At 42.5% G+C, this 19,811-nt stretch carries 17 protein-coding genes; 9 read left to right on the top strand and 8 right to left on the bottom strand.

Features of this window, described 5'->3' with window-relative positions:
* Positions 1-16: 16 nt before the first annotated feature.
* From HQM11_06795 to trmB, 4 genes are read right to left on the bottom strand one after another with little or no spacing between them, the layout of a single operon-like run.
* Entirely contained in the window at positions 17-1,003 is a 987-nt protein-coding gene (locus HQM11_06795; GenBank protein ID MBF0350721.1) for a glycosyltransferase family 61 protein, read from the bottom strand.
* Positions 975-2,021, bottom strand: coding sequence for a dTDP-glucose 4,6-dehydratase (rfbB, locus tag HQM11_06790; GenBank protein MBF0350720.1), 1,047 nt, complete (start codon positions 2,019-2,021; stop codon positions 975-977). Before rfbB ends, HQM11_06795 begins: the two co-directional genes overlap by 29 nt.
* Positions 2,022-2,026: 5 nt before the next feature.
* Positions 2,027-2,746 carry an NTP transferase domain-containing protein gene (locus HQM11_06785; GenBank protein MBF0350719.1) on the bottom strand — a complete coding sequence of 240 codons (720 nt, stop codon included), beginning with the start codon at positions 2,744-2,746 and terminating at the stop codon, positions 2,027-2,029.
* 52 nt (positions 2,747-2,798) lie between these two features.
* Entirely contained in the window at positions 2,799-3,521 is a 723-nt protein-coding gene (gene trmB / locus HQM11_06780; protein MBF0350718.1) for a tRNA (guanosine(46)-N7)-methyltransferase TrmB, read from the bottom strand.
* Here trmB and HQM11_06775 point away from each other — a divergent pair.
* Entirely contained in the window at positions 3,513-4,127 is a 615-nt protein-coding gene (locus HQM11_06775) for a regulatory protein RecX (GenBank protein MBF0350717.1), read from the top strand. The genes trmB and HQM11_06775 overlap by 9 nt on opposite strands.
* A 6-nt stretch (positions 4,128-4,133) precedes the next feature.
* Here HQM11_06775 and HQM11_06770 read toward each other — a convergent pair whose 3' ends face one another.
* Both HQM11_06770 and polA read right to left on the bottom strand, forming a co-directional pair.
* Positions 4,134-4,586 (bottom strand): hypothetical protein, encoded by a 453-nt coding sequence (locus tag HQM11_06770; protein ID MBF0350716.1) that lies wholly within the window; start codon positions 4,584-4,586, stop codon positions 4,134-4,136.
* Between the two features lie 152 nt (positions 4,587-4,738).
* Positions 4,739-7,495 carry a DNA polymerase I gene (polA, locus tag HQM11_06765; protein MBF0350715.1) on the bottom strand — a complete coding sequence of 919 codons (2,757 nt, stop codon included), beginning with the start codon at positions 7,493-7,495 and terminating at the stop codon, positions 4,739-4,741.
* 235 nt (positions 7,496-7,730) lie between these two features.
* Here polA and HQM11_06760 point away from each other — a divergent pair, with 235 nt between their 5' ends.
* Genes HQM11_06760 through HQM11_06740 form a run of 5 tightly spaced genes read left to right on the top strand, consistent with a single transcriptional unit; the run spans position 7,731 to position 12,185 of the window.
* A complete protein-coding gene (locus HQM11_06760; GenBank protein ID MBF0350714.1) occupies positions 7,731-8,405 on the top strand; it encodes a histidine phosphatase family protein in 675 nt (224 codons plus the stop codon).
* A gap of 17 nt (positions 8,406-8,422) precedes the next feature.
* Positions 8,423-9,151 (top strand): bifunctional demethylmenaquinone methyltransferase/2-methoxy-6-polyprenyl-1,4-benzoquinol methylase UbiE, encoded by a 729-nt coding sequence (ubiE, locus tag HQM11_06755; GenBank protein ID MBF0350713.1) that lies wholly within the window; start codon positions 8,423-8,425, stop codon positions 9,149-9,151.
* 2 nt (positions 9,152-9,153) lie between these two features.
* On the top strand, positions 9,154-11,145 hold the full coding sequence (locus HQM11_06750; protein ID MBF0350712.1) for a heme lyase CcmF/NrfE family subunit: 1,992 nt from the start codon (positions 9,154-9,156) through the stop codon (positions 11,143-11,145).
* A 3-nt stretch (positions 11,146-11,148) separates the two neighbouring features.
* Positions 11,149-11,685, top strand: a complete 537-nt coding sequence (locus HQM11_06745; protein MBF0350711.1) for a redoxin domain-containing protein — start codon at positions 11,149-11,151, stop codon at positions 11,683-11,685.
* Positions 11,685-12,185 carry a cytochrome c-type biogenesis protein CcmH gene (locus HQM11_06740; protein MBF0350710.1) on the top strand — a complete coding sequence of 167 codons (501 nt, stop codon included), beginning with the start codon at positions 11,685-11,687 and terminating at the stop codon, positions 12,183-12,185. Before HQM11_06745 ends, HQM11_06740 begins: the two co-directional genes overlap by 1 nt.
* On the opposite strand, the gene HQM11_06735 is transcribed toward HQM11_06740, so the two are convergent.
* Positions 12,171-13,202, bottom strand: a complete 1,032-nt coding sequence (locus HQM11_06735) for a hypothetical protein (GenBank protein ID MBF0350709.1) — start codon at positions 13,200-13,202, stop codon at positions 12,171-12,173. The genes HQM11_06740 and HQM11_06735 overlap by 15 nt on opposite strands.
* Positions 13,203-13,250: 48 nt before the next feature.
* Here HQM11_06735 and HQM11_06730 point away from each other — a divergent pair, with 48 nt between their 5' ends.
* The 3 genes from HQM11_06730 to HQM11_06720 all read left to right on the top strand — a co-directional run bounded on the left by HQM11_06730 (position 13,251) and on the right by HQM11_06720 (position 16,407).
* Complete coding sequence (locus tag HQM11_06730) at positions 13,251-14,651, top strand: undecaprenyl-phosphate glucose phosphotransferase (protein MBF0350708.1); 1,401 nt, start codon at positions 13,251-13,253, stop codon at positions 14,649-14,651.
* 33 nt (positions 14,652-14,684) lie between these two features.
* Positions 14,685-15,815, top strand: a complete 1,131-nt coding sequence (sohB, locus tag HQM11_06725) for a protease SohB (protein MBF0350707.1) — start codon at positions 14,685-14,687, stop codon at positions 15,813-15,815.
* An 85-nt stretch (positions 15,816-15,900) separates the two neighbouring features.
* Positions 15,901-16,407: a hypothetical protein gene (locus HQM11_06720; GenBank protein MBF0350706.1), complete on the top strand. Its 507-nt coding sequence runs from the start codon at positions 15,901-15,903 to the stop codon at positions 16,405-16,407.
* Between the two features lie 147 nt (positions 16,408-16,554).
* Here the strand turns inward: HQM11_06720 and carB are convergent, their stop codons facing one another.
* On the bottom strand, positions 16,555-19,779 hold the full coding sequence (gene carB, locus HQM11_06715) for a carbamoyl-phosphate synthase large subunit (GenBank protein MBF0350705.1): 3,225 nt from the start codon (positions 19,777-19,779) through the stop codon (positions 16,555-16,557).
* Between the last annotated feature and the right edge of the window lie 32 nt (positions 19,780-19,811).

Here is a 19,811-nt window from a genome sequence, read left to right as displayed (position 1 = left end):
CTCCTCTGGAAACAGTTTAGGCAAACCATTGTTCCAAAACATTTTTTAAGAGTTCAATATCCAAAACAAATTCAGGTTTTTGGGGTGGTACAATATATTCGTACCCAGGCCAACCGAATTTGCATAAGGCTTCAAAGCAGAATTGTCCGCTGCTGAGCGTCGGTCTTATTTCAAGTAAACGCAGATCCTTGTGAGCAAATAATACATTGACCAGTGCCGCACCATGGGGGGTTATCAGATGAGATGTTTCCCGTATTAGCATGATTTGTTCCCGGATGGTCAGCTTTTCCATAAATACTCTGACAAAACCATATTTTTGAAAGAGCGGCAACAATGATTCTTCATTGACCAAGTGACGTCTTCGTACCAGTTTTCTTGAAATATAAATTCTCCGGAATGGTGGTTTCTCAGTCTTGTTGGGGATGAGAGAATCAAAATATTTTTGTAATACTAAAATTTTTGATTCGTTCCAATCAGGAATGGTTCGCATCGGAATCAGTAATTGTTCGATCCGATAAACCTGATGAGGAGACAGTGTGAGTGTCAAAATGCCGCACTGTTGCAAAAACGCTACATAATAAGGAGGTAAATGGGCTGGAATCAACAACGGCCAGGGGGGAGCCTGAGTCAAATATGGCAGCAGATCACAGATAAAATGATAATAACTGTTGATAAATGGACTGATGCCTAGAATATATTTTCCGGAAAGCCATTGGGCCTGTGTTTTATCAACAGTTCCTTCAGCCATTCGTCGGAAGACACGTCTTTTGCGTTCTCCCTGCGCAGGATTTTTTTCAGGATTCAGTAAGTCCCACGTATAGTGCTGAAAATGAAAATACAATATTCCATCATGTTCTACGAGACCATCGTCAGCACAAACATAGGCATCCCTCAGTAAAAAACTGGCAGCATTATCCGATTGTGAAAATGGTATGTATCGGTGATTATCCTGAGATTTATTGCAATCGGCAGTTTTATGGCTGTTGATTGTATTGCCGTTCATAATAATCACGGTAAGTACCAGTTGTGACTTTTTGAACCCAATCCTGGTTTTTCATGTACCAGTCAATGGTCTCATTAATTCCCTCTTCAAAGTTGTATTTGGGTTTCCATCCCAGTTCTTTTTCAATTTTAGAGGCATCAATGGCATAACGCTGATCATGTCCTGGACGATCTTTGACAAAGGTGATCAGATTCAGGCAGGATTCAGCTCCGGATCGATCAAGAATCGTGTCCAGCTTGCGACAGACATAATGAACGATATCAATATTTTTCCATTCATTCAGACCACCAATATTATAGCTTTCGCCAGTTTTCCCTTTACAAAAAGCTGTTTCGATTGCGTCACAATGATCCTTCACATACAGCCAGTCACGGATATTGGAACCGTTGCCATACACTGGGACAGGGCGTTTTTCCATGCAGTTTTTAATCAGTAGCGGCAATAACTTTTCGGGAAATTGATAAGGACCGTAATTATTGGAGCAGTTGGTGGTTACCACATTCATGCCATAGGTGTGGTGATAGGCTCTTACAATATGGTCGCTGGAGGCTTTTGAGGCGGAATAGGGCGAATTAGGCGCATAGGGTGTATCTTCTGTAAAAAAACCAGTTTCGCCAAGAGTTCCATAAACTTCATCGGTGCTGACATGATGGAAACGGTGTCCAGAGAGATCGTTCTTCCAATATTTTCGAGCGGTTTCGATTAGATTCCAAGTTCCAACAATATTGGTCTGAATGAATTCACCCGGACCAAGGATGCTACGGTCCACATGGGATTCAGCGGCCAGATGGATCACTGCGTCTACCGAATATTTTTCAAATACGGCTTCAATTTCTGAGATATTGCAAAGATCGCCTTTAACAAACTGATAACCGGCAAGATCCTGGATGCTGGCAAGATTCAGCAAATTGCCAGCATATGTCAGTTTGTCAAAATTGATTACGACATCGTCCGGGTGTTTTCGGAGCCAGTGGAGTATCAGATTGGAACCAATAAAGCCGGCTCCGCCTGTGATCATGATCCTCATGCTGTCTCCTCACTGAAAGCCAGTTCATTTGCCAGACGATAGGAAGGAAAAGTCCCCGCATCGGTCCACCATCCGGTAAGAATATCAAAGGTCATTTGTTTCTGATGGAGATAATAATTGTTCACATCAGTAATTTCCAGTTCTCCGCGGTTTGACGGTTTCAGCACTGGAATCACTTTGAATACTTGAGCGTCATACATATAAATTCCGGTGACACAGTAAGATGATTTGGGTTCTTGTGGTTTTTCCTCGATCCCGACGATGAGATTTCCATGGATTTCGGCCACACCGTAGCGATGAGGATCATGCACTTCCTTGATCAGAATTTTAGCGCCGGTTTCCTGTTTTTGAAAATTTTTAACATAAGGCGCAATGGAGTCTTCAAAGATATTATCGCCAAGAATAACGCAGACTGGAGATCCACCGGCAAAATTCTCTGCCAGGCCCAGTGCCTGGGCAATACCACCGGCTTCATCCTGAACCTTGTAAGTGAAGCGACAATTGAAATCTTTTCCGCTGCCCAGCAAATTGACAACATCTCCCATGTGGTCCAGGCCTGTGACAATCAGAATTTCCTCGATACCAGCTTCTGTCAGTTTTTGAATCGGATGAAAAATCATGGGCTGGTTGCCCACAGGAAGTAAGTGTTTGTTGGTGACTTTGGTTAACGGAAACAACCGGGAGCCTGTGCCTCCGGCCAAGACGATACCCTTCATAAACCGCTCCATTGAGGATTAAGGAAAAAAGAGGATGTTAAATACCTCAGGTTTAAACTGCGCGCCTCACAATTTTCATGTAGAAAATGGGCGGATTGCCTTTAGTTTTAAATAAATGTTCAAATTCTGTTTCGATATTTTGCGGACTATATTGGCTTTGATGAAGATCCTGAGTATATTCCGCAACCTGGTAACAAGCCATTGTTTGAATCAAGTTGAATACGCTTTCAAAATATTCGCCATGATCCGTTTTAAACGACAAATATCCTGTTTCTTTCAACAAAAGAGCAATGGTGGAGAGATTGTTTTCATTGAGTAAACGATGTTTTTTTTGAGAATCCTTAGCCCATGGATCTGGAAAATTGATATGCAGGCTATCAATGCTTCGTGGTGAAAAATAATCGGAAAGATACTCAGCCTTGTCTTTAATCAGTAATACGTGGTTAATATTCCGTTTTTGAAGTTTTCTGGCAGCCTGAACGATTCGTTTATATCGAATCTCAAAACCATAAAAATAATCAAGAGGATATTGTTGGCTCAGCATCATCAGATATTGTCCTGAACCACAGCCTAGTTCAACATGATTTTTTGCGTTTTTTCTGTCAGCCAGGTAGGTTTGTTGAAAAACTTTGGGGTCGGGATGAGGAAGAATCCATGACTCATACTCGTAGATATGACTGATATAGGGATTGTTTTGAATCCTGCGTTCAAAAACTTCACGGGGAAGATTTCGGTTGTCCTGTGGACGATAAGGTATTGACGGATTATGACTCATCAAGAAGTATTTATAGTTGAATTGCGAAAAAAAAGCGCAAACATGATGTTGCTGTTATTGAACGATGGTGATTCGTTGTTGATTCCAGAAAAGAAAGTGAATGATCTTGGCTTAACACTTCAGTCCAGTTTGAGTGTTGAAACAGTTTTCCAATTAAAAGAAGATCAGATTTATTCAGCAATCTATCGTAAAGCGATGGAGTTTCTGGCTGTTCGAGAACATTCTTCCAGAGAATTATTTCAAAAACTCACAACACGGTTTCAGGAAACACACTTGATTGAAAAATGCCTTCAACATTTGAAGCAACATGCTTTTCAAAGTGACGAACGTTATGCCGAGGCATTCATATCTTCACGTCTGACAAGAAAAGATTGCGGGTCGTATATGATTCTTGCGGAAGCTCAGCAGAAGGGAATTTCAAAAGAAGTGGCTGAAAAATTATTAAGGGAACAGGCAGATGATGATCTATGGCTTGAAAAGGCAAAGAATTATTTAGAGTGGATCAAAAAAACTTCTAAAAATCTTTCTTATCAAAAACAGTGGAATAAACTTTACACACGAGGTTTTTCCAGGGAGATCATTCATCAGGTGTTGAATGAATCATAGTTTCGATCAGGAAAGTTCCATGAAATAAAAATAGGACTCTTCATCATCATCAAATTCCATTGCTTCTCCGCATTCCTTGCATTTCACTTCCGGAAGCCCCTCATCCAGATTGAAACCTTCCATTGTGATCAGAATATCTTCCTGATTTCCACATTCAGCGCAATAAAACGGCGCATAAACTGACAATACTTTGGCTCGTGCGGTAAAGTTTGGAATCATGGTCATTTGATAGACCACCACGGGAGGACAATCTTCAAAAAATATTGCAATGTCAGTGTTGATTTTTTCAATCGCATTGATCCATTCCCGAACACCGGTGGAGTTGATTCTGGAAATGTTTTTGAGGTTCAGAATGATTTCCGGACCTTCAAAGTCAAACAATGGCTGAAATTTAGCAAACTCATTGATAATACCATCCAGGGTAAATTTGTTGCCATCCTGTGTGATTTTCAAATCCATCGGTTCATTCCTCAATTAAAGATAAAAATGATTATCAAAATAACCACGTGAAAATAGCTCTTTGAAGTGTAGCTAACATTTTCAAGAAAGAGTATCAACACCTTTTCTGTGATTCTTTAACATTGTTTTTATAAATTTCCAGATCATATTTGTCAATGGGCTTCAAGCCAATTATGCGCTCTTCCGACCTCAACCACGAGTGGTACTTCCAGTGTGACTACGTTTTCCATATTTTCTTTTATCACTTGGGTTAGTTGTGATTCTTCATCTTCAAATGCGTCAAATACGAGTTCATCATGAACTGTCAAAATCATTTTGGAACGCATTTTCAGTTTTTTAATACGTTCATGAATCCGAATCATGGCCAGTTTTATTATTTCAGCGGCAGATCCCTGGATCGGAGTATTGACAGCCGCGCCTTCCGCAAGACTTCTGGCAAGTCCCTTTCCGTTGATTTCAGGAAGATATCGGCGACGTCCCATCAAAGTCAGACTATAGCCTTCTTTTCTGGCCTGTTCCATGAATTGTTCCTGTAAGGCATGGATTGTCTGATAACGAAGAAAAAATTTTTCAATAAATTCTTTTGCCTGCGATTTGGAAGTCTGAGTAACGACAGAAAGGCGTTCAGGGCCCATACGATAAATCAGTCCAAAATTTACTTCCTTGGCTCTGGAACGCATCTCACGGGAAACATCTTCAATCGGAACATTAAAAATAGCAGAGGCTGTCAACGCATGAATATCCTGATTTTCCCGATAAGCCTTTAAAAAAGTGGGATCTTTAGAGTAATGGGCAACGATACGCAATTCAATCTGACTGTAATCGGCTGAAATAAGAATTTTTTCGGCTGAAGACGGGATGAATACTTTGCGGATTCTGCGCCCTTCAATGGTTCTGACAGGAATGTTCTGTAAATTGGGGTTTTCTGAAGACAGGCGCCCGGTCGCTGTGACCGTTTGATGAAAGGACGCATGAATTTGGCCTGTTGTCTTGTTCACAAAGGTTGGCAATTGATCAATGTATGTATTCTTTAGTTTGTTCAGTTCCCGATATTCCAGAATCTTTTGGGGTAAGGGATGCTCCAGCATTTTTTCCAGAGTTTCTTCATCGGTTGACATTTGATTTCCGATTTTGATTTTTCTGGGACGTATTCCGCATATTTGATGCAGATTCATTTTTTCATACAGAATTTTCTGCAAATCAGGAACAGAGTTGATGTTAAATGATTCTCCTGCAAGGTGAAAAACCTGTGCGGAAATTTGTTCTAAACGTTCTTCAAACTCGATTGAAATTGCAGACAATTGTGAAGTGTCAATGGATACGCCATTGTGCTCAATCTCTACCAGAACAGAAAGTAGAGGCATTTCAACGGTCTGAAATGAATCCCACATACCAGACTGAATCAATTGTTCCCGCAGTAAAACAAATAAGTCACGAGCGCCATCAATATTTCTGCAATGCATATCAATTTCGGGTGCTTCATCAGGCAGTAAAGACAGTTGCATTTCGGGTTGTTTTCGAGAAATCTGGCCTGTTTTCCAGCACAATCTGCTTTCAATCAGATATTCCAGCGTATTCTGTTTTTTGGAAACAGGTTCCAACAGGTGGTTTGCCACAATCACATCAAAAAATGGGGCTTGGGGAACAATATTTGATTCCATCAACAGGTGGAATCGCTCTTTCAAATCGAATCCTGTCTTGGTGATAGCAGGATCTTCCATCAGATCTTTAAAAACAGACATCACTTTGGAGTATGATGATTGAATCAACTCTGAATCCAGATACCAAACTTCATTGGAGTCGTAACTGACCGCGATACCTTCAATTTGATCATTTTTCATAGGAACGGTTCCCACAGGCCAAACATTGAAACTGAACATTTTTGTCTGTCGAATGTTTTTTGCGACCTGGTTCCAGGTTTCAATTTTTTTTACGCAATGACAGATAGTGTCGTGTTCAATGGCGGGCGACGATTCAGACTGTTCCGAACGCTGAAGCGTCTCTGCGGGGGGCTTGTTGGGGGGGGGGGCGTCAGCGGTGGATGATGGAACGACCGAAAACCGTTTAATGAATGATTTGAATTCAAGTTCCTTTAGAATTTCATGAAATTCAGGGTTGTTGTGAAGTCGTGTCTTATCAAGATGCAATGACTCCAAATCCAACGCTATCGGGACTTCACAATGGATTGTTACCAGTTCTCTGGAAAGAAAAGCCAGCTCTCTGCCGTTTTCCAGATTTTCACGAAGCTTGGCTCCCTGAATTGTTTCCAGATTTTTGTAAATATTATCAATGCTTCCATAGTCCTGAATGAGCTTGATCGCGGTTTTTTCACCGATGCCTCGCACGCCTGGAACATTGTCTGAACTGTCACCCATGAGTCCAAGGACCTCAATCACCTGATGGGGGGCACAGCCAAATTTTTCACGGACTTGTGGCGCTCTGATTTTTTCCTGTTTATGGTTCAACATGATTCGTTTATCAGAGATCAGTTGCATATAATCTTTATCACTGGTCACCATAATGCCTTCGATATCGTGTTCATCGCACACTCGCATCAGGGTACCGATGATGTCATCGGCTTCATAACCGGGCATGATCAGATAAGGAAGGTTCAGCGCATGAACCAGACGGGAAAGATAGGGCAGTTGTGTGACCAGATCTTCAGGCATTTTTTCTCGGGTTGCTTTGTATTGAGGAAAACGCTGATGCCTGAATGTGGGCTCAATCGAATCAGAAACGACTGCCAGATAATCAGGGGATTCCTCTTCAATCACTTTGATGATTTGTGTCAAAAATCCAAAGACACCACTGGTATTGAGTCCTTTTGAATTGATCAGCGGAGACCTGATCATCGCAAAATAACTGCGATACAAAATGGCCATGGAATCAATAGCAAATAAACGAGGCATGGTTTTATACCATAGACGAAGTGTTATGTTATGACTTCTGAAATCTTATTATCGACAGCGTATGTGCCCAACCATATTTTGGGGCGGAACTGAAAGTAATAACGTTCCTTGTGAAGTCAAGTCCTGATTGCCCTTCTTTCATAGGGCTTGCGACAGAATTTTGCCTTGATCTTGTGTTGGGATGGTCGAACATTCGGCAGGTTAAAATTATTAACATTTTCCAGAAATTTTGATTATGCTCAATGTTTCCTCGTTACAAAGGCTGTTTCTGATCAGGCATGGACATACGTTTGATCCTGCCCTGGAAACCATTGTACCAGGGCAAGAGGCCGTTTTAACCAGTAAAGGTCATGAGCAGGCAAAATTAATCGCGGAGTTTTTAAATGCCCATATCCGCATGGATGCTATCTTTTGTAGTGGGATGCAACGGACACTTCAAACAGCGCAACCGCTGGCGGATTTACAAAACTTGTCTGTGACATCAATCCCCGAACTCAATGAATTGCCAGTGGATGTCCCTCAACCGCCTACGTATCGCCAAATTATCCAGGCCTATTTGACGCTCACAGAAGATTTAACCTGCTTGCCTTACAATGAAGTTCAACTGGCGGATGGCGTGAGTTTCAGGGATGTTTACCAAAATTATTTGTCTGGAATTCAAAAAATTCTCTCATCCAACCACAAAAATATTGTGGTTTACGCGCATGGCGGAACAAATATGATCTTGCTGTGTCATTTCATGGGACTTCCGTTTCAGAATATGATGTCACTCTATCAGGAAAATTGTGCGATCAATATTATTGATTGCCTTCCCCCGCATCACTTTGTAATTCGTCAAATCAACTATACTCATTGGGATCCGCTTAAAAAATTATCAGAAATAGGGTCTAAAAATAGTCAGTCTGTATAACTCCCTGGAAAAAACTCATGACCTATCAGATGCCGGAAATAGAGACAAAAGCTGTTTATGTACAACAGAAATTTGGAGAGATCGCGGAAAAGTATGATCTGTTCAATGATTTGATCACAATGGGAATGCATCGCTGGTGGAAACGGTTCATGGTGAGGCAGACCGGAATTGGTCGGAATGCCACATGTCTCGATTTATGCTGTGGGACTGGAGACATTGCCCAATATCTGTTGAATGAAGCTCCAGATGGACAGGTTTATGGGATGGATTTTTCTTCAGCAATGCTGTTTCATGCGTCACAGCGTTATAAAACGGGAATGGCGCATCCGCAATTATTACAGGGCGATGCCATGAAACTGCCCTTTGCGGATAATCGGTTTGATGCGGTTACAGTCGGGTTCGGTCTTAGAAATGTATCCAATCTTTCAGGAGCTTTGAAAGAAATTCTGAGGGTACTCACGCCAGGTGGTGTGCTGGTGAGTCTGGATGTGGGAAAAGTCAATGTTCCTTTAATTAAGCAAATCTTTCACTGGTTTTTTTTCAATATTGTTCCCAGGATAGGCAAATGGTTGATGCCAGGGCAGGAAATGTTTGATTATCTGCCACATTCAGCACTTGAGTACCCCGGTCAGGAACAACTCAAACGTTTGATGCTAGGCCTGGGATTCAAACAGGTGGATGTTCATAATTTCATGTTTGGTTCTTCTACCATTCATGTCGCGTATAAATCCTCTTCGGAGCAATAGTTATGGCAACTTTTGGATATATCATGATGGTTGCGGCACTGGCTGTGTCACTGTATGGCACACTGGTTCCGCATATTGGGGTGAGAACCAATAACTGGAATTTGATCAGATCTGTTCAGATCGGGAGTATTCTTAATTTTATTCTGGTAAGTCTGGCGAGCGGGGCCTTGATTTATTGTCTGGTGGTCAGTGATTTCAGCGTGGAATATGTCTGGCACCATTCCAGCACGGATTTACCCATTTTCTATAAAGTGACCGCATTTTGGGGGGGAATGGATGGTTCACTCTTGCTTTGGGCACTTGTTCAAAGCTGTTTCACCATGATTGTTGCCTATCGCTATCAATATTCTAATCGTGAAATCCTGCCCTATGTTCTGCTGACCCTGAATGTGATGATGACATTTTTACTGTTTTTACTGGTGGGTTGGTCGAATCCTCTTGCGATCCAAACCATGGTTCCGATAGAAGGCCGTGGACTCAATCCATTGCTTCAGCATCCTGCCATGGTGGCACATCCGCCATCGCTTTATTTGGGATACATTGGACTGAGCGTGCCCTTTGCTTTCGCCATGGGGGCAATGATGCGTGGAAAAGTGGATAATCAATGGGTTATGACCACTCGTCGATGGACCTTAGTGTCATGGTATTTTTTATCTCTTGGACTGATCCTCGGCGGGCAATGGGCTTATGAGGAATTGGGTTGGGGAGGATACTGGGCCTGGGATCCTGTTGAAAACGCGGCCTTCATGCCCTGGCTGGTCGCATCAGCGTTTTTGCATTCAGTGATGATTCAGGAAAAACGAAACATGCTTAAAGTCTGGAATATTGTACTGGTGATCATTGCTTATGCCTTGAGTGTTCTTGGGACATTTATCACACGCTCTGGTGTTCTTAATTCAGTCCATGCGTTTGCTCAATCAGAAATTGGACCAGCATTTCTGGTATTCCTGGCTATCATGCTAATTTTTGCGTTCACGCTGTTGTTCATGCGTATGCAAATGCTGGAATCAGAGCATAAAATGGAATCTGTCTTGTGCAAGGAAAACGCGTTTCTGGCACAGAATATTATCTTTGTCGGAATGGCGTTCACTGTCCTTCTGGGAACAACGTTCCCCTTGCTGGCTGAAGCGATCCGGGGAACAAAGCTGTCAATTCAGGCTCCATTCTTCAATACCATAATCACACCGCTGGGATGTATACTGGCATTGCTGATGGGAGTGGGGACCCTTCTGGCCTGGCGGCGTTCAAGTCTGGAAAGCCTTAAACGTAATTTTTTAATGCCCATCTTGGTGGCGATCGTGTTGACTGCGATTTCGTCAATTTGGGCTGGAGGCCACCCGTTGGCGTTGATTGTTATATGGATCACGATGTTTGTTACCGCAACCATTATGATTGAGTTAGGCAATGCGACACGCATCAAATCGAAACAGATGTCTACTAATTATCTGTCAGGATTGGTGTATGTGATTATGCGCAATAGACGTCGTTATGGCGGCTTGATCATTCATTTGGGGATGGTTTTCATGTTCATCGGCTTGACCGGTCGGTTGTTCACGGTCGAGAAGGACATCACTCTGGAAAAAGACCAAAAAATTGCGATTGGTCAATATGAACTGGTATTTAAAGGGGTTGAGGAATTTCAGGTAAGAAACGCGACTCATCGTGCCGCCTCTATTGAAGTTTGGGAGGATGGCAAAATGACTGAGATACTCAAACCTGCCAAAAGTTTTTATCCTACTCAACCTGATCCTCTCACGGAAGTCGCGATTCGCAGAAGCCTGATGGAAGACCTTTATCTGGTTTTTTCCAGTGAAAACGCTACTGAAAATTCATCAGTGACACTTAAAATATTTATCAATCCTCTCGTCCTTTGGGCATGGATGAGTCTTCCCTGCTTCACTCTAGGCATTGGAATCTGCTTGTCATATCGCCCTAAAAGTCTGGTTCAACATGAATCAGTCATGCGTTCTCAATACATATCCAGCACGGTGTGATCTATGATATTCAAAAAATGGCAGTTTTGGTTGGTGATGGCCGGTATCAGCGGGATGGTCGCAATGTTTGTATTCGGATTTATGACGGATCCCAAAAAAGTTCCTTCTCCACTGATCGGAAAACCGGCTCCTGATTTTGAACTGACAAGTTTGATGGAGTCTGGAAGTAAGATAAAGTTGAGTGAATTGAAAGGAACTCCGGTTATTGTTAATTTCTGGGCCTCATGGTGCGTTGAATGTCGTCAGGAAGCGCCAATTCTGGAACGCTTTCATAAGCAATTCGGAGACAAGGTCAGGGTTCTGGGGATTGCAATTCAGGATTCTCCTGATCGCAGTATCGCGTTTGCCCGCAAGTTTGGAAAAACGTATTTCCTGGGTCTGGATGATTCTGGTAATATTTCTCTGGATTACGGGCTCTATGGCGTTCCGGAAACGTTTTTTATTAATCCGGAGGGGACGATTGTGTTTAAACAGATTGGTGGTCTTACTCCGGAATTGTTGCAATTCAAATTGAATGAAATGTTAAAAAGTGAGTCGTGATGTCTATGTTATCCTTTATGATGAGAACAAAATTATTTTATATGGGGCTGTTCCTGTTGCTTGCTCACCAGGTATGGGCTCTTACGCCTGATGAACTGGAACTTGAGGTTCAAAGAATTTCAAATGAGTTGCGATGTCCCACATGCCAGGGGTTGTCCGTTCAGGAATCTTCAACAGGTTTTTCATTGAAAATTCGTGAGAAAGTCGCTGAGCTTATTCAGGAAGGACAGTCTGACGAACAAATCGAAGCCTATTTTGTAAAACGGTATGGTGAATGGATTTTGAGAGCTCCACCTAAAGCGGGCTTTAATCTGATTCTGTGGTTTTTACCTGGGGTTGGTATTGTCGCAGGGTTGTTTCTGGTATGGCTCCGCAGTCGTTATTGGGTTCAAAAAACGAAAATTGATCCAACTGCGGCACCTCTCACACCAGAAGAGCAAAAGTTATTGGACAAGGATTTAAAAGAATTCAATAAATCTGAGGACTTATCGTTGCTTTAGCCGAAATGCGTGGAAATTATTAAAATCCACCCAATGTTCTGTGTTCTTAAGCACGTTATATTTACTCAGGTATTCCGCATAATATTGCTGGTCATGTGTCTCATAGTTTTGAACAAACTCAGGACTGAAGTTTTGCCGATCATCCAGCCCGAACATTCTGGCTGTTGCTGATTTGGGAGAGAGGTCGAGCAGAATTTTGGAATCAATACATGAGAGTTCCGGGAGGAATATGGTTGTTCCCCATAGAAGTAAAACCATTTCTGGCGCAATAAATAAGGGAAAAACACTGATTTCGTAGGGTTCAATAAAATCTGGTGCTGATTCAATAAAAACCCGTTCACCTTTGGAAAAAGGCAAAATGATGGTGTTCAACATCCAGTCACGAATCTCCTGTGAACGCCAGTATCCTGCCCGGGTGGATGCTTGAAACTCTGTTCCCAGGATTTCAGTCAAATCGAGTCCTGCCAGCAAAACATCATGATTTTCCAGCGCATCTACCAACGGGCCGATAAAATAGGCATGCCCACAATCCTCTGGTCCGCCAATACCAACAATCAATGGGATAGATTCTGCTTTCTGTTTGGTTTTTATAATTTGTTGGGCTAAATAATCGGCTGTATTCTGACTGGGATGAAACATATACAAAATATCTTGCAGTTGCTGGAACTGAAAAGAAGGATAATTTTTTTCAATCAACGTGCTGCCAGCAAATACTTGTCTTACAGAGCCCAGTTTTTCCTGAACTTCAGGATCATTTGTCACCCAGAATGTAGTGTTTTGAAGCAGTGACGGATTATTGGCAATTGCAGGAATAGCGGCGCTTTGGATCAAGGAAATTTGTTCATACTGATGATAGTTGAATGCTGGAATTTCCTGTGAAATAAGGATGATATGATAATCTCTTTCAATTAAAACCTGAAGAATTTGTTCAAATATGGTCCATTCCTGCCTGGCTGAATGTGAAACGAGGTGATTCAAATCAAATATTAAAGATTGAATGTGATTTGGATCAAACATAAATATTCTCCTTTAGAAATCCTGTAACATTGGTGATTGAGAGGTGTTGTGCTGAAACATCATAACCAGATACCCGCAACCATACTGGCCGTAGTGGATCTGATCCTGGCTAATCTGGCTTGGGCTTGTGCGTATTGGTCCAGATTTTACTGGTTTAACTATCCTGAAACCTGGATACCTCCTGAAATGCCCTATATTCAGGCTGGTGGGGCGGTGTCCTTGCTGACACTGATTTCCTTTGGCTTCAATGGAGTCTACCGTCCTCAGCATCTCACCCGATTGGTATCTGAAATATTCAGACTGATCAAAGGGATGATCGGATTGCAGGTTTTTATCCTTTCAATCGCCTTTTTTTATAGGGAATTTTCTTTTTCCAGACTGCATTTAATTCATTTTATTGCGTATTTTACCCTGTTTCTGATTATTTCCCGTTTTATTGCGCGCTGGATATTGACGATTTTGCATCAACAGGGTGTTCATATTCTGAATATTCTGTTGATTGGGTCCTCTGATGCCGGATTGAATTTCGCACAGAAAATCCGACAATATCGTTCGGTAGGACTGGAACTGAAAGGTTATGTAAGATTGAATCCCTCAGATCAACTAAAATTTGAGTCCAATATTTCCTTGCTGGGAACAGTGGAGGAACTTCCTCAAATTATTAAGCAGTATGAAATTGATCAAGTTTTTATCGCCTTGACGGCAGATGAGCATTCACATATGCCGTTGATCCGTGAATTGCTGTATGATCAACTGGTCGATATTAAGCTGATTCCGGATATCGGTGTGTTCAAAACATTACGAAGTGATGTGGATACGTTTGAGGAAATTCCGATTGTCACCTTGATTGAGAGTCCAATGGTGGGCTGGAATCGGATTGTCAAACAATCTGTGGATTATCTGGGAAGCATCGTTGCGATTTTGTTGTTTTCACCGGTGATGCTGATCATTGCCGTGATGACTAAAATAACTTCACCGGGGCCTGTTTTTTATAAGCAGGAACGCATGGGACTGGATGGGGTTACCTTTCAGACTCTGAAATTCCGGACTATGAGGATTGATGCCGAAAAAGAAACAGGCGCGGTTTGGGCTTCAAAGGATGATGACCGCTGTACGCCGTTTGGCTCATTTTTACGGCGTAGCAGTCTGGATGAACTGCCACAGTTATTTAATGTGTTAAAAGGTGAAATGAGTCTGGTTGGACCTCGTCCGGAGAGACCCGTTTTTATTGATGAATTTAAAAAAAGAATTCCTAACTATATGCTGAGGCATAAAGTCAAGGCTGGTATCACAGGATGGGCTCAAATCAACGGTTGGCGTGGTAACACCTCCCTGGAAAAACGTATTGAATATGATTTGTTTTATATTGAACACTGGTCAGTCTGGTTTGATATTCGTATTCTATGTATCACTGCTGTCAAAGGGTTTATCCATCCTAATGCCTACTGACATTTCCTATAAGATTCAACTGCTGAGGAAATAATGAATGAATTTTTAGACCAGTTTTTTACATTTTATCATGTAAGTGTTCTGTTGTTTGCTTTGGCAGGATTGGTATTACTTGGCAAATGGCTGTTTGCTCGCAAGGAAGGACATGAAAAACATAAATCTCTTTCCTTTGAGAGAATGAATAACCGTTTTGAAAAAGACATGCATCATCTGGAAAAAGAACTTAGGAAACATCCAGATTTTTCAAAGGAAGTAATAAAATTATTGAAAAAAAATCATAAATCGGCTCAGAAACAGGAAAAGTTGATTCAACAGCAACGTTCTGATGATTTGTCATTGAAAGTCCGAACGCAACTGGACGAAGGGATTTCAAGCGAGGAAATTTTAAAACAGCATTCAAATAAAATTTATGTGCTTGAGTTCGTGGGAAATCTTATGGCAAGTCGCATGGAATATCTGCGTGAAGAAATCTCATTTTTAATTCAGGTGGCAACACCATCGGATGAGATTGTGGTTTGTTTAAGCAGTCCTGGAGGAGCTGTTCCGCAATATGGTCTGGCCAGTTCTCAGTTGGCGCGGTTAAGGCACGCTGGTTTGAGATTAACTGTTTGTGTGGATGTTGTCGCCGCCAGCGGTGGATATATGATGGCGGCTGTGGCGGACAAAATTGTGGCGGCTCCTTTTGCGTTTATTGGCTCGATCGGTGTTGTCGCGGGGATTCCGAACTTTCATAAAGTATTGAAAAAACATGATATTGATTATTATCTGTTCACTGCGGGAGAATATAAACGAACAGTCACCCCATTGTCTGAAGTGACAGAATCAGGCAAACAGAAATTTCAGGAAAGTCTGACGGATATCCACACAGCATTTAAGTCTCATATTCAGGAATATCGTCCGCAGGTCAATATTGAAGAAATCGCGACAGGTGAATATTGGCTGGCATCACAGGCAAAATCAATGGGGCTTGTGGATGAAATCATGACCAGTGATGATTATCTGATGTCTAAGCTCAAGGACTATGAGGTGATTCGTATTGAAACCCTTGAAAATCATAACTGGCTGGAAAAAGTCATGGAGAGAGGCGTTTCCGCATGGGGACTGTTATGGTCAAGGCACCATCCTCTAAACACAATTCAAGATTCCATATCATGGCCTCAATAAGAAAAAATGCTGGACGTGTCATAGCTTGATTGGTTATAGATACTTAGTTCTACATTTATTGCTTATTTTGGACAAAGGAGGACAAGTGTCAAACACCAATCTGATTTATCAAATTCTCGAGGAAAATGGACTACCTGAGCTGTATCAGGAAAGCGGGGATACTGTTCTTGAAATGGAAGATTTTATTGGATGTCCGAAAAATCCATCCAATCCCAAAGAACAACTGATTCCTTTAATGTCATTGGTCACATGGGTTGATCATTTAAGGAGTCTGGATGATGTTGAGGAGGTCCTGGCTGAAAATTCAGGATTTGGTGGTGCCCGTGGAAATGGCAAGGAACTGAGAGTTACGTTAAAAGTCAGGCTCAAGGGGTCGATGAAAAAACCACTTCAAGACCATGAATTTGCTAAAGTATTTGGCCCCATTCAGGACACCTTGCTACGGTTGCTGGCGAGACGTCTTTCCTATCAAACTTACATAGGACATCAGAATACAGATTCATCTCAATCTGATGATGAGGAATCTTTGATCATGCGAGATGCTGTTGACATGGATGATGCGACGCTTTTAGCCCGTTCAGCAATAGTGTAGGACGATCATTATTGGAACTCATGGAATCTGTTTTATAAATTAAAGGGAACAGTCGCGGAAAAGGTGGTCCGTCTGCGCCTTGTCCGGTTAACCGTAAAGCCTGAAGACCACCAGTTTATCCCTCTACTAAATCCTGCCTGATTTCTATTATTCTTTCTTTGTGAATTCCAGTGGTTGATAGGTGAATGATGCTGGAGTTCTGACTTTTGCCAGAGCATCCACATAGTGTTCAGCCGCCTCTACCGTGGTGCAATAGGGTAAATTGTAATGCAGAATCATCCTGCGTATATGACGTGGGTCGATCAGGCTTTTGGAACGTTGCGTTGTATTGATCAGCAGAATCACTTCATTACGATCCATATATTCATACACACTCTCTGCTCGTGTATAATCCAAATGAGTTTCCTGGAGTTTGACGACACCCGCATCCTTTAATACTTTTAAGGTACTGGGCGTTGCAAGAATAGAAAACCCTAAAGATTCCAGTGTTTTGGCCAATGGAATCATGGCCGCTTTATCCAGATCTCTGACGCCAATAAAAACATATCCCTTGTTGAGAAATTTGGGATAAATGGCCGCTTGAGCTTTGATGTAAGCTTCTTCAAAGGTTTTGCCACGCCCCATCACTTCGCCGGTTGATTTCATTTCCGGGCCAAGCTCAGTATCAGCCCCGGCAAAACGGGCAAAGGGAAAAACGGTTTCCTTGACGGAAAAGTTGGTAGGCGTGGTGTAGTGAAATCCGATTTCTTCCAAGGTCTCTCCCAGCATCAATCGTGTGGCATATTTTGCAATAGGATGACCAATAGCCTTACTGACAAAGGGCACAGTACGTGAGGCTCTCGGGTTGACTTCCAGTACATAAATTTCATGATCCTGGATGGCAAACTGAACATTCATCAAACCTTTCACCTCAAGTTTTTTGGCCATCAGGACGCCCTGATCCTTGATCTTTTGGATCATATCGGATGTCAGTTTGTGTGGTGGCAGACAACAGGCACTGTCACCTGAGTGGATCCCTGCCCGTTCAATGTGTTCCATGATTCCCGCAATTTCGACATTTTCACCATCACACAGCAAATCAACATCAAGTTCCACGGCGTTCATCAGGAATTTATCAATCAACACAGGATGGTCCGGAGAAACCTTGGCGGCTTCTTCAAAAAACTCATCCATTTCGTTTTCAGAATAAACGATCATCATGGCTCTTCCGCCAAGTACATAGGACGGACGTACCAGTACGGGATAACCAATACGTTTTGCTACTTTGTGCGCTTCAGGGAGAGAGCGGGCCATGCCATTATCAGGCTGTTTCAGCTTGAGCGAATTGAGGACTTCTGCAAAGAGTTCACGGTCTTCAGCTTTGTCGATGCTTTCAAAGGGAGTGCCCATGATGGTGACGCCTGCGTCGTGCAGTTGTTTGGCCAGCTTTAACGGAGTTTGTCCTCCAAGTTGCACAATCACCCCAATCGGACGCTCTGTTTCAATGATGTGCATGACATCTTCAAAGGTCACAGGCTCAAAATAAAGACGGTCAGAAATATCATAGTCGGTGCTCACTGTTTCCGGGTTACAGTTGACCATGATTGATTCATAGCCTTGTTCACGGATAGCCAAGGCCGCATGAACACAGCAATAATCAAACTCAATTCCTTGTCCAATCCGGTTTGGCCCACTTCCTAAAATCATGACCTTGGGGGTTTCTGTGGGAACAGACTCATTTTCATCTTCATAGGTTGAATAAAAATACGGGGTTTCAGAGGGAAATTCAGCAGCACACGTATCAACCAGTTTAAAGACAGGGGTAATGTTCCAGTTTTTGCGTTTTTGAGTGACTTGAGATTCCTTGATTTTCAGGAGTTTGGCCATTCTCGCGTCAGAGAAACCCATCTGTTTCCAGTAACGCATTTCAATAGGTGAAATGTTGTCAAACGTGTGTTGGCGGATGTCAGCTTCCGTATCAATGATGGCACGGATTTGGCCCAGAAACCAGGGATCAATTTTTGTGTAATCAAACACTTTTTGATTATCCCAGCCATGTCGCATGGCATCACCCACAAACCAGATTCGTTTACTGCTCACCGCAGACAGTTCTTTGTGTAGTTTTTCCTGAATCTGTTCTTCAGTCATATTTTTATAGGTCATTTCATCGAGCCCGGTATTCCCCGTTTCCAGCGAGCGTAGGGCCTTTTGAAAAGATTCACGGAATGTTCGGCCAATAGCCATGGCTTCACCCACAGATTTCATTTGAGTGCCAAGCCTGTCTTCAACCAGAGGAAATTTTTCAAAGGTGAACCGGGGGATTTTAGTGACAACATAATCAATCGACGGTTCAAAGGAAGCAGGGGTTTTCCGGGTAATATCGTTAGGAATTTCATCCAGTGTGTAACCAACCGCGAGTTTGGCGGCAAATTTGGCGATGGGGAATCCTGTGGCTTTTGAGGCCAGAGCTGAACTTCGGGAAACTCTGGGATTCATTTCAATCACCATGATGTCGCCATTTTCAGGATTTACGGCAAATTGAATGTTGGAGCCTCCGGTATCCACACCGATTTCACGGATAATAGCCAGAGACATGTCTCGCAGATTCTGGTATTCGACATCGGTCAGGGTCTGGGCGGGCGCAATTGTGATGCTGTCACCGGTATGAACACCCATCGGATCCAGATTTTCAATGGAGCAGATGATTACAACATTGTCTTTTTTATCCCTCATGACTTCAAGTTCATATTCTTTCCAGCCCATGATGGATTGTTCCACCAAGACTTCATTGGAGGGAGATTCAGCTAAACCATGAGAAACAATGGCTTCCAGTTCTTTAAGGTCTCGTGCGATTCCACCCCCGGCTCCACCCATCGTGAAAGAAGGGCGAATAATGATGGGAAAGCTGAGGTCATTGGCTACATCTTTCGCTTCTTTCAAACTGTGAACGACTCGACTCCTGGGCATGTGGATTCCCAGTTTTTTCATGGCCTTGGCGAAAAGTTCCCGATTTTCAGCTTTGTTGATGGCCTCAATGGAGGCACCGATCAATTCAACATTGTATTTTTTCAGTATTCCAGCCTCATGCAGTTTGATCGCCATATTCAATGCGGTCTGGCCACCCATTGTCGGTAAAAGGACATCAGGTTTTTCCTGAATAATCACAGCTTCCAGTGCCTGGACGGTGATGGGCTCAATGTAGGTCGCGTCAACGAGACCCGGATCAGTCATGATTGTTGCGGGATTGCTATTGATCAGCACCACCCGATAGCCTTCTTCTTTAAGTGCTTTGCATGCTTGAGTTCCGCTATAATCAAATTCACAGGCCTGTCCAATCACAATAGGTCCGGATCCAATCAACAAGATGGTTTTAATATCAGTTCTTTTTGGCATATTTATCTTTGGGTGGATGTTTATACTGGTGT

The organism is SAR324 cluster bacterium, from assembly GCA_015232315.1.
Classification (GTDB): Bacteria; SAR324; SAR324; order SAR324; family NAC60-12; genus JADFZZ01.
This window is presented reverse-complemented; position numbering and strand designations above follow the sequence as displayed.

Coding starts and splice junctions, on each gene's coding strand:
- HQM11_06795 (MBF0350721.1), bottom strand. CDS start 1,003: ATGAACGGCAATACAATCAACAGCCATAAAACTGCCGATTGCAATAAA.
- rfbB (MBF0350720.1), bottom strand. CDS start 2,021: ATGATCACAGGCGGAGCCGGCTTTATTGGTTCCAATCTGATACTCCAC.
- HQM11_06785 (MBF0350719.1), bottom strand. CDS start 2,746: ATGAAGGGTATCGTCTTGGCCGGAGGCACAGGCTCCCGGTTGTTTCCG.
- HQM11_06775 (MBF0350717.1), top strand. CDS start 3,513: ATGACTCATCAAGAAGTATTTATAGTTGAATTGCGAAAAAAAAGCGCA.
- trmB (MBF0350718.1), bottom strand. CDS start 3,521: ATGAGTCATAATCCGTCAATACCTTATCGTCCACAGGACAACCGAAAT.
- HQM11_06770 (MBF0350716.1), bottom strand. CDS start 4,586: ATGGATTTGAAAATCACACAGGATGGCAACAAATTTACCCTGGATGGT.
- polA (MBF0350715.1), bottom strand. CDS start 7,495: ATGCCTCGTTTATTTGCTATTGATTCCATGGCCATTTTGTATCGCAGT.
- HQM11_06760 (MBF0350714.1), top strand. CDS start 7,731: ATGCTCAATGTTTCCTCGTTACAAAGGCTGTTTCTGATCAGGCATGGA.
- ubiE (MBF0350713.1), top strand. CDS start 8,423: ATGACCTATCAGATGCCGGAAATAGAGACAAAAGCTGTTTATGTACAA.
- HQM11_06750 (MBF0350712.1), top strand. CDS start 9,154: ATGGCAACTTTTGGATATATCATGATGGTTGCGGCACTGGCTGTGTCA.
- HQM11_06745 (MBF0350711.1), top strand. CDS start 11,149: ATGATATTCAAAAAATGGCAGTTTTGGTTGGTGATGGCCGGTATCAGC.
- HQM11_06740 (MBF0350710.1), top strand. CDS start 11,685: ATGTCTATGTTATCCTTTATGATGAGAACAAAATTATTTTATATGGGG.
- HQM11_06735 (MBF0350709.1), bottom strand. CDS start 13,202: ATGTTTGATCCAAATCACATTCAATCTTTAATATTTGATTTGAATCAC.
- sohB (MBF0350707.1), top strand. CDS start 14,685: ATGAATGAATTTTTAGACCAGTTTTTTACATTTTATCATGTAAGTGTT.
- carB (MBF0350705.1), bottom strand. CDS start 19,779: ATGCCAAAAAGAACTGATATTAAAACCATCTTGTTGATTGGATCCGGA.